This is a genomic window from Lacibacter luteus (assembly GCF_004118265.1).
Taxonomy (GTDB): domain Bacteria; phylum Bacteroidota; class Bacteroidia; order Chitinophagales; family Chitinophagaceae; genus Lacibacter; species Lacibacter luteus.
In genome coordinates this window covers 1-15,184 of the sequence record NZ_SDHW01000003.1, presented here as the reverse complement: position 1 = coordinate 15,184, position 15,184 = coordinate 1, and the positions used below count along the sequence as shown (strand labels likewise).

Below are 15,184 nucleotides of genomic sequence, written 5' to 3'. Positions count from 1 at the left end.
TTAATCAGCTATCTTTAACGCAAGATTGTTTATATGAAGTTTGAAGCTGTCACCATTAAAGATATTGCAAAGGCATTAGGGCTTTCTACCTCCACGATTTCACGTGCGCTGCGTGACAGTCACGAGATCAGTGCCGAAACAAAACAACTTGTTTTGGAGTGTGCAGAAAAGCTCAACTACAAACCCAATCCCATTGCGTTAAGTTTAAAAGAAAAACGCAGCCGTTCAATTGGTGTGGTGGTATGCGAAATTGCCAACAGTTTCTTTTCGCAGGTGATCAATGGTATTGAATCAATAGCTTACGACAGAGGTTACAATGTAATTGTATCGCAAAGCCACGAAAGTTACGATCGGGAAGTAGTGGATCTGCAGTTTCTTTCTTCCCGTTCGGTTGATGGTTTAATTATTTCACTCGCAACAGAAACAACCGATCTAAGCCATATTAAAGCATTGCACGATCGGGGTATGCCTATTGTGTTGTTCGATCGTATAACCGAAGAGATCAATACACATAAAGTGATTGTTGATAATTATCGTGGTGCTTACGATGCAACAGAACACCTCATCAAAAACGGATATAAACGTATTGCAGCATTAGCCGGTTCAGAATTTTTATCGATCACTTCCGAACGTTTAGCCGGCTATAACGATGCATTAAAAGCACACGGATTGGAATACAGTAAAGAATATGTGCAGCATTGTTATTATGGCGGAATGATTTTTTCGGAAGTGGAAGAAGCCGTAAACAAGTTGCTTACGTTAAAACAAAAACCCGATGCCATTCTTACCACCAGCGATAAATTAACTACAAACTGTTTACGAACAGTGAAACGCCGTGGCATTTCAATACCGGACGAGCTGGGTATGATCGGCTTTTCCAATTACGATATTGCCGAGCTGGTTGACCCTCCGCTTACTGTTATTCGCCAACCCGCCGAAGAAATGGGAAAAGCTGCTACCGATCTTTTATTGCAATTGGTGGAAAGTAAACGGCCTGTAAAAGAGTTTGAAAAACGTGTGCTTACACCCGAACTGCAGGTGCGTGAATCAGCTATCAAACGATAAGCGTTACTCTTCTTTTTTCTTTACAATCAAATACCATTCGTTTTCGAGTGGCAGATAGCCATAATCGTAACAATAGAAATACGTTTTACCACCTTTAGTTGTGTACAGGTGTGTGAAGTACTTGAAATGAAAACCCATGCGCTGCAGTTTGTCTTTTGTTGCTTTGGCAGTTTCTTCTGCATCGGGCAAAATACTTTCCATGATCTTTCTGTTCTTCAGCAATGTGTTGTTGATATTGCGTACAAAGCTGCTGTAATTGCCTTTTGCTTTTTGCAGATTGTTGTAGTTGTTGCGGCAATAATCATCGCAGAACTTCTTATCAATTCTTCCTTTTAATGCTTTGCCACAGGCCAGGCAGGTTTTGCTGTCAGATGCAGTCATAGTAAAGCTTTTGCAGGATAAGATACAATTAATTTATCCGTGTGCAAACGTTTATACACGTTTAGCTTCGGGTAGAAACGGTTAAAAACCGAATAAGGCTTTGTTGCTGTAACAACTTTGTTCTGTCGACGGGACAAACTGTTCGACTGAGATAACAAATTTTAAAACCTCGCCTGCAGCAGAATCAGGCGGCAAATTTCAAAACTATGTACGCAGTAAAAAACAAAGTGCAGCTGATCGGTAACCTGGGTAATGCTCCCGAAGTAAAAACATTGGAAAGTGGTAAGAAAATGGCCCGTTTCAGTTTAGCAACCAGCGAAAGCTATCGCAACGCTAAAGGTGAAAAAATAACCGAAACACAATGGCATACGTTGGTGGCCTGGGGTAAGGTAGCTGAGCTTGCTGAAAAATATTTAGCGAAAGGCAAAGAAATTTTAGTGGAAGGCAAACTCATCAACCGCAGTTACAACGATAAAGAAGGGAATAAAAAATACATCTGTGAAGTACAGGTGAATGAGTTGTTGATGTTGGGAGAAAAAACTACCGCATAATTATTTGACCACGAAATGCACGAATTACACGAAACAAATTCGTGTCCTTTTGTGCATTTCGTGGCATTGTTAAACAAATTTTATGACAGGGATTATATACAAAACGGAAGTATACCAGATTATTGGCGTTTGCCTTGAAGTTTACAAAACTCTTGGCTTTGGCTTTCAGGAAGTAGTGTATAAAGACGCTATGGAAATTGAGTTTCTGGAAAGAGGAATAAAATATGTACGTGAAAACAAATTAGTCGTATTATATAAAGGGAAGCAATTAAACCGAACGTTTAATACAGACTTTACCATTCATGAGAAATTTCTTGTAGAAGTTAAAGTGAATAAAGATGGTATTGCCGATTCTGCTGTGGCGCAAACACTTAATTATTTAAAAGCTTCCGGAATGAAATTAGGCCTGGTTGTTAACTTTGGCGGAACATCGCTTAATTACAAACGTCTTATTTATTAATTTATAGATTATGCAATCTGTGGAACGCAACGAACGGTTTGAACTGGCTTATCGTTTTGTAACCGAAACACAGGAAAGTATTTTTCTTACCGGCAAAGCTGGTACAGGCAAAACCACTTTTCTAAAATACCTCAAAGAGCATACAGCCAAAAATACCATTGTGGCAGCGCCAACCGGTGTGGCAGCTATTAATGCAGGTGGCGTTACGTTGCACAGTTTATTTCATTTGCCCTTTCATCCTTTCTTACCAACCAATGCCGGTAAACAGGAGCTGCTTGCAAAGATCCGTTACAACAAACAACGGCTGCAGCTGTTACGTAAAATGGAAGTGTTGGTAATTGATGAAGTAAGTATGGTGCGTTGCGATGTGATGGATGCGATCGATACCATTCTGCGGAGTGTGCGCTGGCAACATGCTGTTCCGTTTGGTGGTGTGCAGGTTTTGTTTATTGGCGATCTGTTTCAGTTACCGCCTGTTGCTCAAAACCAGGAATGGCAGGTGCTGCAGGAATACTACAGTTCTACTTTCTTTTTTGATAGTAAAGTGATACAGGAACAAATGCCTTTGTTGATTGAGCTAACCACAATCTACCGGCAAAAAGAAGAGTTGTTTGTAAAACTGCTCAATAAAGTGCGCAACAATCAACTCGATGCTGAAGACCTGGAAATATTAAATGAACGCTACATACCCGGCTTTCAACCCGATCGTGATGAAACATACATTACACTCACATCGCATAATAACCAGGCAGAGCTCATCAATCGTCAGCAGCTGCAACGTTTAACTGCTCCACCCTATACATACACTGCAAAAATTGAGGGCGACTTTCCTGAGAACAGTTATCCTGCCGATGCCGAATTGGTACTGCGTGAAGGTGCACAGGTGATGTTTTTAAAGAATGATACGGTTGGCCGTCGCTTCTTTAATGGCAAGATCGGTGTTGTGCATTCTTTAACCGATGATGAAATCATTGTCCGTTGCGGTAACGAAAACATCCGTGTGCAAAAAGAAACCTGGGATCATTCACGTTATACGCTTAACCGAACCGATGGTAAACTAGAGCAGGATGTATTGGGTACGTTTGAACAGTATCCGCTGCGTTTGGCATGGGCCATCACCATTCACAAAAGCCAGGGATTGACGTTTGAAAAAGTAATGATCGATGCAGGGCTTTCGTTCACCAGCGGACAAGTGTATGTGGCATTGAGTCGTTGTACAAGTCTGGATGGAATAGTATTGTTATCGAAAATTCAACCTTCAGTCATCTTCAGTAATCAACAGGTAGTAGACGGACAGAAAGCATTATTGCCAAAGGGTTCGTTGCCACAACGTTTCGAAGAAGCCCGAAAAGTATTTGTACAACAGTTGCTCGAAGAATTATTCTCCTTTCCACAAACAAATGTTGCAACAAAACAATTGCAGCAAAGCATCAGCAAACATAAGTTCGATTTAAATGAAGAAGCCGAAACCTGGATCAGCAATTGGCAACAACAACTGCAGCAACTATGCATTGTTGCACAAAAGTTTTTGCTGCAGTTAAATGAACTCAGCAAACAACATCCGTTGGTAGAAGAAAATGCACCATTACAAAAGCGGGTGCAGGATGCCGGCAATTATTTTATTCCCCGCCTGGAAGAATTGCAGCAGCAACTGAAACAACATCCGCTTATAACCGAACACAAAACGGCAGCCGATGAAGTGAACGAACAGCTCAACAACTTATATGTTATATTACATACAGAAATTTATTTTTTACAGTCGTGTAAACAACCTTTTGGTATTACGCAACACCTGAAACATAAATTAAACCTGGTTACAACAAGGGCTAATCTTAGCAGTTATGCTGCCAATAAAAAACAAACAGCTACCGGCATTACAAACCCGGAACTGTATTTCCAGTTAAAAGAATGGCGTGATCGTATTTGCGACGAAAACAGTTTGCCCATTTATATGCTGGCGAACAGCCACAGCCTGCAGGATATTTGTACCTACCTGCCATTTACAAAAGAACATCTTCTGTTACTTTCAGGGTTTGGTAAAGCCAAGGTTGATAAATATGGCGATGAAATATTGGAATTAGTAATTGATTACTGCGAAGAGCACAATCTTACAACCAATATCGAAGCAAAAAAAGCAGCACCAAAAAGAGAACGAAAAGAAAAATCAACGGAAGCGAAAGTTGATACGAAGACCACTACCCTCACTTATTTTACCGAAGGCAAATCCATTACTGAGATTGCAACCTTGAGAAATCTTACCGCCGGAACAATTGAAGGCCATTTGGTGGATCTTATTAAAACAGGCAGTGTAAAAGTGAACCAATTATTATCAGCAGAGAAGCTTCAAACTATTCTTAACCGTATTGAACTCTATCCCGAACAAACAAATACCGAACATAAACTTGCCTTAGGTGATGCTTATAGTTTCACAGATGTCAGGGCCGTGCAAAATCACCTGGCCTTTTTAAAATTAAGTGAGGTATAAGTTTATCGTTTCCCTTCGAGTTTGTTTACATATTCAAGCGAACCAAGCCGGAAACGGAATGGAATACCTGTTTTCTGTTCCAGTTTATACTCACCCACGCATATAAAGCCCCAGTGCGAAAAAGGACTGCCAAAATTTATTTGAACTTTTTTGCCGATTGCGTTGTTTATCGGTAATAGAGGCAGTGAACTGTTAAAGTATTTAAAATCTGACTGATTATTTACACTTGCTTTAAGTTTAACAGAATCAATTGTTTGCGAAGTTGAATTGGGAAGATTCAGCAGGCAGGCAGCAGCCAAACAGCAAAAATTGTTCCAATTTTTAAAACGGGTGTAATTTTTCCCTAATTTAGCCATACGAAATTTGCATTGTACACCTAAATGTATTGAGAAAATGGCACTGAGTCAGGGACTACATCAAAAATTACTGCAAAAATTATCGCCTCAGCAAATTCAACTAATGAAGTTGCTCCAGGTACCTACGGCCAATCTTGAAGAACGAATCAAAGAAGAACTGGAAGAAAACCCCGCTCTTGAGCAATCGAACGAAGAGAACGATGACCAGGCTATGGAAGAACCAAAAGATGAGTTCGATTCTTCAGATGAAGAAGATTATGATCTGGATGGAAGCGAAGATGAATACGAGAATATTGATATAGCTGAATATGTAAGCGATAGTGATGATGATATTGCCGATTACCGCACACGTGATGATAACTACGGCGATCATGAAGAACAGAAAACAACTCCGGTTAAACTGGAGACCAGTTTTTACGAATTGCTATTGCAACAGCTGGGCATGTTAAAACTCGATGAAAAAAGAAGTGTTATTGCAGAACAGATTGTGGGAAGTATTGATGATGATGGTTATCTCCGTCGTGAAAACAGTGCAATTGTAAACGACCTGGCTTTTCGTCAAAACATCGACTCTTCTGAACAGGAAGTGGAAGACATCATACTGCTTATTCAACAATTCGACCCGCCCGGTATTTGTGCAAGAGATCTGCAGGAATGTTTGCTTATTCAATTAAGGCACAAACAAAAAAACAATTCATCAAAAGATCTTGAACAGGCTATTGTAATTCTTGAAAAATACTTCGACGAGTTTACGAAAAAACATTACGAGAAAATACAAAGGAGTCTGTCGCTTACAGATGAAGACCTCAAAGCCATTATTCAGCAAATCATTAAATTGAATCCTAAACCGGGTGGTAATGTAGGCGAGGTGAACAAAGCCGAAACCTATATCGTTCCCGACTTCTTTATACTGAACAATAATGGCAAACTGGAGTTAACACTCAACTCCCGCAATGCCCCTGATCTGCGCATCAGTGAAGGATACAGGGATATGTTGAAAGAATATGACCGTGGCAGCAAAAAAGACAAGCGTCAGAAAGAAGCCGTACTCTTCATCAAACAAAAGATTGATGCGGCCAAATGGTTTATTGATGCCATCAAGCAACGGCAAAATACATTACTGCATACCATGAGTGCCATTATGCAGCACCAGGAAGAGTTTTTCCTCACAGGCGATGAAACCAACCTGAGGCCTATGATCTTAAAAGATATTGCTGAAAAGACCGATCTCGACATCTCCACCGTAAGCCGTGTTGCCAACAGTAAGTTTGTGCAAACAGAGTTTGGTACTTACCGATTGAAGTTCTTCTTCAGTGAATCGCTGAGTACAGAAAGCGGTGAAGAGGTATCAACCCGTGAGGTAAAAAAGATCCTCTTCGACCTGGTGGAAGCAGAAGAAAAACGCAAACCCCTCAGCGATGAACGTTTAACCGAATTACTTCAGGAAAAAGGCTATAATATTGCACGACGTACGGTAGCGAAATACCGTGAGCAACTGAATATACCTGTTGCCCGTTTGCGTAAACAATTATAAGCTGTTATGGAACAACTGGTGGTTACAGAAGAAGGGAATCTTGATGTAAAAGATGGCAAGATCAATCCTGTTGTAAAAGCGTTCGCTGTATTTTTCTCTTACCTATTTCATCCCGTATTTGTTATTGCATGGGTTGTATTATTCCTGCTGTACAGAAACAATAATGTGTTTGTGGGCATGGAGCAGGATATGCGCATTACTGTTTTTCTGCGTGTATTCAGCACCAGCATTTTTCTGCCGCTTGTTACAGTGTTGTTGTTAAAAGGGCTGGGCTTTATCCAATCAATTCAACTGCGTACACAAAAAGACCGCATTATACCTTATGTAGCTTGTATTACCTTTTTCTTCTGGAGTTATTATGTGTCCAAACAACTGAACGACCCATTACCACTGAGAGCATTTTTATTAAGTGCATTTATTGCAGCATCAGCTTCGCTCCTCATCAACAATTATATAAAAGTGAGCATGCATGCAACGGGTGTTGGGGGTATGTTTAGTTTTTTTCTGCTGCTTTTGTTTGGCAACCTGCTCGATGATGTACTGCCACTGCTGCTGGCCATACTCATTACAGGTATTACCTGCACCAGCCGCTTACTGGTTAGCGATCATAAACAAGCCGAAATAACAGTAGGGCTTATCGCCGGTGCATTGATTCAGTTTGTTGCATGGATGATCGTGTATTAAAAATAAACCCCGGCAAAAGCCAGGGTTTATCATCATCAGAAATTCCGAATCTTAACAGGTTAATGATTTACAGCGTCAGCTGTTTAATATGGTTGATTTTGTTTTGTATTGCTCGTTCGGGTGATAAATGAACAAAAGGCTTCCGTTTTTAATGGTATTGATGATGGGCTTTGTCTGTTGCATAGGCACTGCGGGACAACCCAGGCTGCGGCCCAGGTAACCATTGCTTTGCAGAAAACTGTTGGTTACATAATCGGAACCGTGAAATACAATTGCACGTTCAAATGCTTTGTCGTTGATGCCTCTCTCTAATCCCTCTAAACGCATGGCATAACCTTTTTCGCCATAATACGATTGTAAAGTGCGGTAAAAACCAAGGCTGCTTTTGTTCGATTCGGGTTTATTCGAAAACTCTTTGGCATAGATCAAGCCGCTGTTACGGCCATGGGCTACCAGTGTTTGAAAAAGGATCTTCCCTTCTTCCATATCCAGCACAAACAAACGCTTTGCAGAAGATGGTTTTGAGAAATCGGCAATGGTCAACACATCTGTTTTACTGATCTGCCCCAGCTCCTTTAATTTGAAATAGCCTTTATAAGCCTGTTCAAATGCTTCTTCCTCCAAACCTGCATTGAGTAAATGCAGTGTATCATAAATGCTGTCGGCGGTAGCCAGCAACATTTCCTCCGCACTAAGCGCAGGAGCTACCGGCTCGGCGGCTTTGTTGTTGTCGGTATAGTATTGTAAAGTACCGGCTTCGGGACTGTTACCGGCAATAGCAATAGGAATTTGTAAAGTAATAATGGCGGTAATAACGATGTAGAGTACGTTGGTACGTAATAGCTTCATAGAATAGGTTTTTGTCGGATAAAGGATACGTAAAAATAATAATTTGATTCTTTTCACCAAACTCATAGCCGGTAACGATTTTTTAAATTTAATAGTATCTCTCGCAGCAGAAGAATTGGGAAACTAAGGGTTTCTATAGCCTGATGGGTGGTGAAGTGCGGCAAAGTTAGGCTGTTTCGCCGGGGCCGATTTGTTAAAATAGCCGCCTGATGGGGCAAGAATCTGCCTGCATCGGGTGAAAAGATTCAGTTAACGCTCACCCTTCAACTCTCTCCTTCACTTCGTAAGGGAGGGCAAGCCGCTCAGGATATAGCGGTTTGAAGAATAGCGTAACTTGCAGATAGTTAGATGCTTCAATTACCTGTATATCTCGATTACAATGCAACTACCCCCTGCGATCCGCAGGTGTTGGAAGCCATGTTGCCTTGGTTTACTACCCGGTTTGGGAATGCCGCCAGCAAAACCCATCGCTATGGCTGGGAGGCAGACGAGGCTATAAGTATTGCAAGAGAACAGGTAGCCCAGCTGTTAAAAGCCGATGCTTCTGAAATTGTGTTTACCTCAGGCGCTACAGAAGCCATCAACCTGGCCATACAAGCTGTATTTCATACGTATACCAATAAGGGCAAGCATATCATCACCTGGCAAACCGAACACAAAGCTGTGCTGGATACCTGTGCGGCACTTGAAAAGCAGGGTGCAGACATCAGCTATTTGCCGGTAAACAGCAACGGTCGCCCCGATCTGGATTTGCTGAATCAAAGCATCAGACCTGATACCATTTTAATTGCAGGCATGTTTGCCAATAACGAAACAGGTGTATTGTTTCCTATCCGATCAATCGGGGCAATGGCAAAAGAAAAACAAGTGCTTTTTTTCTGCGATGCAACACAAGCTGTAGGCAAAGTTCCGGTAGATGTGCAAGCGGATGGTATCGATCTTCTGGCTCTATCAGCACACAAGATCTACGGACCAAAAGGAGTTGGCGCATTGTATGTGCGAAGAAGAAATCCCCGTGTAAAACTAACTCCGCTTATTTATGGTGGTGGTCATGAAAAAGGGTTGCGCAGCGGCACACTCAATGTACCTGGCATTGTTGGGTTGGGTAAAGCCTGTGCACTCGCAGGCGGTTTGATGCAAACAGAATCCGGGCGACTCACAACAGTCCGCAATCAACTGCTCGATGGTTTACTGCAAACAGGTTCCTGTACGTTAAGCGGTAGCCGTAGTTTTCTTTTGCCGCATGTTGCAAATCTCTCTTTTACCATTCCGGGAGCAAACCAACTGATTGCCCGTTTAAACCAACAACTGGCGCTGTCATCAGGTTCGGCCTGCAGCAGTGCACTTGCAGAACCTTCGCATGTATTAAAAGCAATGGGAATAAATGATGAAGCTGCCGGTGGAAGTATCCGGTTCAGCCTGGGGAGGTTTACAACTGAGGAAGAAGTTGCGTTTGCGTTGGAAACTATAAAGAAGATATTGAGTGAATGATTGACTATAGTTGGTCGGTCGACCAACATCAAAATTATCTAATGGATCTGTTCATCGATGATCATGCCGCTTACTGTTTCCTGCATTCTTTTGATATAGTTTTCGCAATCCGATTCGGATGTAAATTCTTTGCTTACTGCCAACAACTCTATATCACTCTTTAAAAGCGCAAAGCAAAATTTATTTGCCGCTACTTCGGTTACAAAATACCGGTTTGTGAAATCAAAGCCGGATCGTAACATTTCAATATCATTCAAACATGTTTGTTTATGTGTATAGCTTAAACTTGCAAGCAGTGTTTGCTCCTGTTCGTTTACCAGCTTAAACTGGAAAAGACCATTTCGTTTTAAACACACAATAAATTTCTCCATTGACACATGCTGTTGTTTGCAGTATTTTTTGAAAGTGCTTTAATAAATATAGACGACCGCAACAATGCAAAAGTTGCTGTTATAACTGCATACATGTAATTGTATTCTTCAGTTTCATTACAATCCTTCTTTTTGATAACGAACCGCAACTTTTTGTTTTATCGGATCGTCTTTAAAAAGGGTAATGTTTATTCAAAGATTTTTTTGAGACTCGAATTTGGTTTTCATTTTAGTGCTACCTATGCAAAGAGTGAAGGGACTGTAATTCTTTACGGTCCCTCTTTTATGTTACACAAAAATGTGTTGATTTTATTTTGCTGCAGGTAATTGAAATACTGCAGGGTCAATTGCATCTGTAGTAACATTGGTAGCCTTATAAACAACAGTTGCTTCTTTGTTTTGATAAGTGTATTGCAACACAACACCGGGAATACCGGCAAAGGCTGGCTCTGTAAGTTGCAGCATTTCGTTTTGTATAGCTGTTGTATAAAAGACCGTAATTTCTTTCCCATCACTTAATGAAACAACAGCTCTGTAACAGGTATAGTTCAAGATCAGTATCGAGTCGGAGAAAAACGCAAGCCGTTTGTTCCGGTACTTCCTGTTAAGATCATCCCACTCGGTATTTGAAAACCTGTTTACAATCCGATCCTTGCCTGTTTCCTTTACGCTGATAATGGTATCTGCACCTTGTATAGCCGATTGAAAATAAAACAAACTCTGTATACGCATCAGCGCTACAAGCCTGTTGCGCACTTTTCCATCCTGAATAAAAATGGTTTTAATGCTGCCATTATAACTCTCTGCATGCCCCCGCTTTTTTGCAGATGCAATTTGCAGTTCGTAGGTAATGGTTAATGTTGATACACGACCTGTGCCCTTCAACTGCACCGCATTACTCTCCTGGGCATATACAGGTATACATACTCCTGCAACTGCAAAAAACAGCAGCACACAAACAGATCTTTGCAGTTTAAAAAATTGTTTCAGTAAGATCAATAATATCATGCGGACTTTTTGTTTTACTCTTATCAAACGCTTTCCGATCGGCCTTTTGCCAGTTATTAATTCGGGCTTTTGCTCTTTTTGCTGCATGTGCAGGTTTCCCGTTTCGTTTTGTTCTAAATACATCACTCAATTGCTTACTCATAAAATCCGACACCCGGATGTTGGTGTAGTCATCCACTTTCACAATTACAGGTTTGTTCTTTTCTTTAAATACAGAACGTCCCTCTGAAAACGACATGGATGTAAATGAAAACAAAAGATCATTGTTATAAACAGGCACCCGCCTTCTTCCAATAAAAACAGAAGGCACATCCATATAGAACTTTTCTTTTATTCCACTATTTAAGTAAACGGTCCGTTTATTTGCCGCAACAGCTGTCTTTGTTTGTACCGGTGTTGTTACTACTGTAGCTGTATCGCTTACAGGAGAAACCGATTGGTTTTGTTTGGGAGCATCTGCTGTTGCATCCGTTTTCTCTTTTGTAAAACTTATACGAAATGCTATGGCCACAGCAAGCATGAACAACAGGATCGCTGCTGCATAATAAAAGAATCTACGTTTATAATTGAATAATGTCCATACAGTTGCAGGCTGTTGTTTCTGTTTAAGCCGATCGTAAAGTAATACAGGTGGCGCAAGCTCAAACTGAGTAAGCTTACTTGTTTCCTCTTTCAAACGCAGGTCTTCAACTTCTTCCATTACCTGTTCAAACAAATGATCGGGAGGAGGCACTTCGAGCATTTGCAGTTTATGCAGACTGCTTTGTTCATCCTGTTCAAACAATGCAATACGAAGCTGTTCCCACAAGTTTGCAGGAACGGTTACTTCGTATTGCTGAAGTTGTTTGAAAATATCAGTTGGCGTCTTGCTCATTCGACAAAATATGCTTTAGCGACAGCTTGGCTCTGTGAAACTGTGATTTACTTCCGCTTTCTGAAATATTCAGCATAGCAGCAATTTCTTTATGACTATACCCTTCCACCATGTAAAGGTTAAATATTACCCGTTGCCCATCGGGCAGTTGTTTGATCTTATGAAAAAGATCCGACAGCTCGAGACGGGAAACAGCCGACAGGTCCGACGATTTTACAGGTGCCTGTTCATCTATCTCCACAAGCTGCAGTTCTTTTTTCTTTAAATGGTCGAGACAGGTTGTTACAAAAATGCGGCGTACCCATCCTTCAAACACACCATCCGATCTGTAATTTTTTAAATTGGCGTAAAGCCGGGTGCATCCATCCTGGAATGCATCGTTTGCATCTTCCTGGTTTTTGATATACCGCAGGCAAAGACTGTACATTTTTCCGGCAATACGATCGTACAGGGTTTTAAAGGATTTATCGTCGCCCGCTATGCTTTGTTTAATTAAGACGCCAATCTCAGTGTTAGGGTCGCCTTCGGTTTCCTTTTTTTTCATTCTTCTTTGTATGACAGTTTTACGACGAAACTTATAGGCAAAGAAAATCGTCAAGACAGTGCATGTTTTTCGTTTGCAAAGGCAGCATTCATAAGGACAAAGACATTTTTATAAAGCACTAAACAGGTATTGCTGATTGTTAATGATGAGTATGCATAGTAAATGTGTATTTGGGTTGAGTAATTGTTGTGTTGACCATGTGGCCGCTAACAGCTAATAAATAAAAAACAGGATACGGTATTAAAAACAAGACCGCCCTGTAAAACAAAAGAGTTGTTTTAATGCGGCGATGCTTATGGAATAGATAATTAATCAGGATCATACTTGCTTACTGGAAGTGCAAACGCACAAAAATGTGCTGCGAACAGCACATTTCAAACCAGCCTTCTTATTAAAAAAGGTTTCTTCTTTTACCTGTATATATTGACGAATGTGCAGCTTAAAAAGTTGCGATGCCATCTAAAATAGTTACAGCACTTTTATTTGCGATTGCCGGTTACCTGTTCTTTTGATGCTCCGAAGTTTTAGCACGCAGTATGCTCTTGCCCCTTGCTTTTTGGGCTTTGTTTTGGATTTTGATTTTCTTCTGCCTTCCGCCTTGTGTCATCTTCCTTGTGCCTTGAATTTTGGATTTTGGTTCTTGTTCCTTGTTTCTTTCTACTCCGCAAATACACTGCAAAGTGCCTGTTTAGTTTCGTAGCATAAAAAATTTATTATGCTGCTCATTGTTCAACTTACCGCCACAACCCCCGAACTAAAATTATTAATGCATGGAGCGTATGTAGATGCGTTGGTTCTTAGTAAACAAGTACAAAGCAACGATCCCAACCAGCCACCACTCAACATCGGCTGGCGTATCATCGACCGTTCGCAAACAGCTGCCAGCCCCGATTGTTTGTTACTTACCCCTGGTGATGAGGCCGGCTACAGTTACCAGCTGCAACCCATAACAACTGTGAAGCCAGGCAGTATACACAACCTAAAAGAGTTTTGTTTGAACACCGGTGACTATGTGTTGCAGGATAAGGAACAGGTAACACTGCTGCTGGATATTGATACAGGTATGTAATGTTTACTCTTCTGCAAAACATGGTATGAAGTATCTTACAGCCGGAGTTTTGATTTACCTGTATGATCTACTACCAACATTTTTACCCTGCGTCCATCGATCCTGCGTTGCTTGATGTTTATCTCAGCAAAGGCTGGTACCGTATACAGCAGATGTTGATCACCACCGATCTTATTACAAAAGAAAATGATTTTCTTGCTGTGTTCTGGTTGCGTTACCGTTTAGCAGACTATCAACACAGCAACAAAAGCAGGAAACTGCTCAAAGCAATTGCAGACTTTTCCATAACAATAGAGCCTTTACAAATAACGGATGAACTGGAACAGCTATTTACCTGTTACCGCAGTGCAATCAATTTTGACATGAGTGAAACCATTCAGGGGTATTTATTGGGCGACAAAACTGAATCGGTATTTGCAACGAAAATGATCAGTATCCGTCATGAAGGCAAACTGATTGCTGCAGGTTGTTACGATGAAGGGGAAACCACAACCATGGGTATCCTCAACATGTACGATCCTGCTTATAAAAAATACAGCCTGGGAAAAACATTGGTATTGCTGAAACTCGATGAAGCAATACAACAGCACAAAACCTATTTCTATCCCGGCTATGTTAGTTTGCACACACCCAAATTCGATTACAAATTATTTCCCGATCTGAATGCTACCGAACTGTACCACCGGTTAAACGATGCATGGATAGCTTATAACAGCGTTGACCTTCTTCAGCTGCATGAAGAAATGTTGCGGAGTTTTTTTAGAGCGCAGAGTAAATAACCATAGCTCAAAAATAGAAGTATGTACCAGCCGGCTGAACGCTTCCCGGTCGGCCCGGTTTACCGGTCTGACCGAATTCTGAAACCATTTGCCACTCCTCACCCATTCCTGGTCGGCACGCTGCAGCAGGCTGAACAATTATAGAGCACAATGCAAACCGATGGTTATTCCTTCTTCTTATCCGATAACGGGGTGTGGTTAACCGATCAGGTAGCTGTTCAGTACATTCAGTTTTAATGCTGCTTGAAAATCGTCATTTCTTTCTGCCAAGGATCTTCCGCAAGAGACACGGGATTCACACATTATTTTTTCTTACTTCTTTCTTCCCCTTATTAAACATGCCCGTTTCTGCGTAACCATGCTTCCACATCCTTCACCAACACCCCAACTGCTGCTACAGCAGCACGCAGTACTGTTTCTGTTATACCCCACTTTCCTGTCCAGTAACGCACCTCATGCGCTTGGTTAAGATTGATGCGTGTATCATCACGCCCGTCACGGTAAATTGGATTGTCTGCCATTGCAAGATGTTTTTGGTTAAAAGCCTTAAACTAATTGGAAAATCCACTCAAATTGACCCCCTGCTACCGGCTTAATGTGACCCCCATTCGCCAGACCAATGTGACCCCCTGCGGCCATTTCAAACTGACCCCCTGAAGTTGATAAAAAGATTAGTTGTTTTT

General features: G+C 41.2%; 17 protein-coding genes. 9 read left to right on the top strand and 8 right to left on the bottom strand.

Going from position 1 to position 15,184, the window contains the following annotated elements; genetic code table 11:
- Positions 1-33: 33 nt before the first annotated feature.
- Positions 34-1,065 carry a LacI family DNA-binding transcriptional regulator gene (locus ESA94_RS11180; RefSeq protein ID WP_129131000.1) on the top strand — a complete coding sequence of 344 codons (1,032 nt, stop codon included), beginning with the start codon at positions 34-36 and terminating at the stop codon, positions 1,063-1,065.
- 3 nt (positions 1,066-1,068) lie between these two features.
- Here ESA94_RS11180 and ESA94_RS11175 read toward each other — a convergent pair whose 3' ends face one another.
- Positions 1,069-1,446, bottom strand: a complete 378-nt coding sequence (locus ESA94_RS11175; protein WP_129130999.1) for a hypothetical protein — start codon at positions 1,444-1,446, stop codon at positions 1,069-1,071.
- A 206-nt stretch (positions 1,447-1,652) separates the two neighbouring features.
- Between ESA94_RS11175 and ESA94_RS11170 the strand changes: the two genes are divergently transcribed.
- The 3 genes from ESA94_RS11170 to ESA94_RS11160 all read left to right on the top strand — a co-directional run bounded on the left by ESA94_RS11170 (position 1,653) and on the right by ESA94_RS11160 (position 4,942).
- Positions 1,653-1,997 (top strand): single-stranded DNA-binding protein, encoded by a 345-nt coding sequence (locus ESA94_RS11170; protein ID WP_129130998.1) that lies wholly within the window; start codon positions 1,653-1,655, stop codon positions 1,995-1,997.
- 82 nt (positions 1,998-2,079) lie between these two features.
- A complete protein-coding gene (locus ESA94_RS11165; RefSeq protein ID WP_129130997.1) occupies positions 2,080-2,457 on the top strand; it encodes a GxxExxY protein in 378 nt (125 codons plus the stop codon).
- Between the two features lie 10 nt (positions 2,458-2,467).
- Positions 2,468-4,942: a helix-turn-helix domain-containing protein gene (locus tag ESA94_RS11160; protein ID WP_129130996.1), complete on the top strand. Its 2,475-nt coding sequence runs from the start codon at positions 2,468-2,470 to the stop codon at positions 4,940-4,942.
- Positions 4,943-4,944: 2 nt separating this feature from the next.
- Here the strand turns inward: ESA94_RS11160 and ESA94_RS11155 are convergent, their stop codons facing one another.
- Positions 4,945-5,298 carry a hypothetical protein gene (locus ESA94_RS11155; protein ID WP_129130995.1) on the bottom strand — a complete coding sequence of 118 codons (354 nt, stop codon included), beginning with the start codon at positions 5,296-5,298 and terminating at the stop codon, positions 4,945-4,947.
- 37 nt (positions 5,299-5,335) lie between these two features.
- On the opposite strand from ESA94_RS11155, the gene rpoN reads away from it, so the two are divergent.
- Positions 5,336-6,832 (top strand): RNA polymerase factor sigma-54, encoded by a 1,497-nt coding sequence (gene rpoN / locus ESA94_RS11150; protein WP_129130994.1) that lies wholly within the window; start codon positions 5,336-5,338, stop codon positions 6,830-6,832.
- A gap of 6 nt (positions 6,833-6,838) precedes the next feature.
- Positions 6,839-7,516 carry a hypothetical protein gene (locus ESA94_RS11145; protein ID WP_129130993.1) on the top strand — a complete coding sequence of 226 codons (678 nt, stop codon included), beginning with the start codon at positions 6,839-6,841 and terminating at the stop codon, positions 7,514-7,516.
- Between the two features lie 75 nt (positions 7,517-7,591).
- Here ESA94_RS11145 and ESA94_RS11140 read toward each other — a convergent pair whose 3' ends face one another.
- A complete protein-coding gene (locus tag ESA94_RS11140) occupies positions 7,592-8,365 on the bottom strand; it encodes a murein L,D-transpeptidase catalytic domain family protein (protein ID WP_205755963.1) in 774 nt (257 codons plus the stop codon).
- A 348-nt stretch (positions 8,366-8,713) separates the two neighbouring features.
- On the opposite strand from ESA94_RS11140, the gene ESA94_RS11135 reads away from it, so the two are divergent.
- Positions 8,714-9,856, top strand: a complete 1,143-nt coding sequence (locus ESA94_RS11135) for a cysteine desulfurase family protein (RefSeq protein ID WP_129130992.1) — start codon at positions 8,714-8,716, stop codon at positions 9,854-9,856.
- A 38-nt stretch (positions 9,857-9,894) separates the two neighbouring features.
- Here the strand turns inward: ESA94_RS11135 and ESA94_RS11130 are convergent, their stop codons facing one another.
- From ESA94_RS11130 to ESA94_RS11115, 4 genes are all read right to left on the bottom strand, one after another.
- Positions 9,895-10,227 (bottom strand): YegP family protein, encoded by a 333-nt coding sequence (locus ESA94_RS11130; RefSeq protein WP_129130991.1) that lies wholly within the window; start codon positions 10,225-10,227, stop codon positions 9,895-9,897.
- A 309-nt stretch (positions 10,228-10,536) separates the two neighbouring features.
- Positions 10,537-11,235 (bottom strand): hypothetical protein, encoded by a 699-nt coding sequence (locus ESA94_RS11125; protein ID WP_129130990.1) that lies wholly within the window; start codon positions 11,233-11,235, stop codon positions 10,537-10,539.
- Positions 11,201-12,109, bottom strand: a complete 909-nt coding sequence (locus ESA94_RS11120) for a hypothetical protein (RefSeq protein ID WP_129130989.1) — start codon at positions 12,107-12,109, stop codon at positions 11,201-11,203. The genes ESA94_RS11125 and ESA94_RS11120 overlap by 35 nt, the downstream gene beginning before the upstream one ends.
- Positions 12,090-12,653, bottom strand: coding sequence for an RNA polymerase sigma factor (locus ESA94_RS11115; protein ID WP_129130988.1), 564 nt, complete (start codon positions 12,651-12,653; stop codon positions 12,090-12,092). Before ESA94_RS11115 ends, ESA94_RS11120 begins: the two co-directional genes overlap by 20 nt.
- A gap of 715 nt (positions 12,654-13,368) precedes the next feature.
- Here ESA94_RS11115 and ESA94_RS11110 point away from each other — a divergent pair.
- A complete protein-coding gene (locus tag ESA94_RS11110) occupies positions 13,369-13,722 on the top strand; it encodes a hypothetical protein (RefSeq protein ID WP_129130987.1) in 354 nt (117 codons plus the stop codon).
- A 62-nt stretch (positions 13,723-13,784) separates the two neighbouring features.
- On the top strand, positions 13,785-14,501 hold the full coding sequence (locus ESA94_RS11105; RefSeq protein WP_129130986.1) for an arginine-tRNA-protein transferase: 717 nt from the start codon (positions 13,785-13,787) through the stop codon (positions 14,499-14,501).
- Positions 14,502-14,833: 332 nt separating this feature from the next.
- On the opposite strand, the gene ESA94_RS11095 is transcribed toward ESA94_RS11105, so the two are convergent.
- The gene (locus ESA94_RS11095) at positions 14,834-15,022 is read right to left on the bottom strand and encodes a DUF3606 domain-containing protein (protein ID WP_129130985.1); all 189 of its coding nucleotides are present in this window, start codon (positions 15,020-15,022) and stop codon (positions 14,834-14,836) included.
- Positions 15,023-15,184: the final 162 nt, after the last annotated feature.

Coding starts and splice junctions, on each gene's coding strand:
- ESA94_RS11180 (WP_129131000.1), top strand. CDS start 34: ATGAAGTTTGAAGCTGTCACCATTAAAGATATTGCAAAGGCATTAGGG.
- ESA94_RS11175 (WP_129130999.1), bottom strand. CDS start 1,446: ATGACTGCATCTGACAGCAAAACCTGCCTGGCCTGTGGCAAAGCATTA.
- ESA94_RS11170 (WP_129130998.1), top strand. CDS start 1,653: ATGTACGCAGTAAAAAACAAAGTGCAGCTGATCGGTAACCTGGGTAAT.
- ESA94_RS11165 (WP_129130997.1), top strand. CDS start 2,080: ATGACAGGGATTATATACAAAACGGAAGTATACCAGATTATTGGCGTT.
- ESA94_RS11160 (WP_129130996.1), top strand. CDS start 2,468: ATGCAATCTGTGGAACGCAACGAACGGTTTGAACTGGCTTATCGTTTT.
- ESA94_RS11155 (WP_129130995.1), bottom strand. CDS start 5,298: ATGGCTAAATTAGGGAAAAATTACACCCGTTTTAAAAATTGGAACAAT.
- rpoN (WP_129130994.1), top strand. CDS start 5,336: ATGGCACTGAGTCAGGGACTACATCAAAAATTACTGCAAAAATTATCG.
- ESA94_RS11145 (WP_129130993.1), top strand. CDS start 6,839: ATGGAACAACTGGTGGTTACAGAAGAAGGGAATCTTGATGTAAAAGAT.
- ESA94_RS11140 (WP_205755963.1), bottom strand. CDS start 8,365: ATGAAGCTATTACGTACCAACGTACTCTACATCGTTATTACCGCCATT.
- ESA94_RS11135 (WP_129130992.1), top strand. CDS start 8,714: ATGCTTCAATTACCTGTATATCTCGATTACAATGCAACTACCCCCTGC.
- ESA94_RS11130 (WP_129130991.1), bottom strand. CDS start 10,227: ATGGAGAAATTTATTGTGTGTTTAAAACGAAATGGTCTTTTCCAGTTT.
- ESA94_RS11125 (WP_129130990.1), bottom strand. CDS start 11,235: ATGATATTATTGATCTTACTGAAACAATTTTTTAAACTGCAAAGATCT.
- ESA94_RS11120 (WP_129130989.1), bottom strand. CDS start 12,109: ATGAGCAAGACGCCAACTGATATTTTCAAACAACTTCAGCAATACGAA.
- ESA94_RS11115 (WP_129130988.1), bottom strand. CDS start 12,653: ATGAAAAAAAAGGAAACCGAAGGCGACCCTAACACTGAGATTGGCGTC.
- ESA94_RS11110 (WP_129130987.1), top strand. CDS start 13,369: ATGCTGCTCATTGTTCAACTTACCGCCACAACCCCCGAACTAAAATTA.
- ESA94_RS11105 (WP_129130986.1), top strand. CDS start 13,785: ATGATCTACTACCAACATTTTTACCCTGCGTCCATCGATCCTGCGTTG.
- ESA94_RS11095 (WP_129130985.1), bottom strand. CDS start 15,022: ATGGCAGACAATCCAATTTACCGTGACGGGCGTGATGATACACGCATC.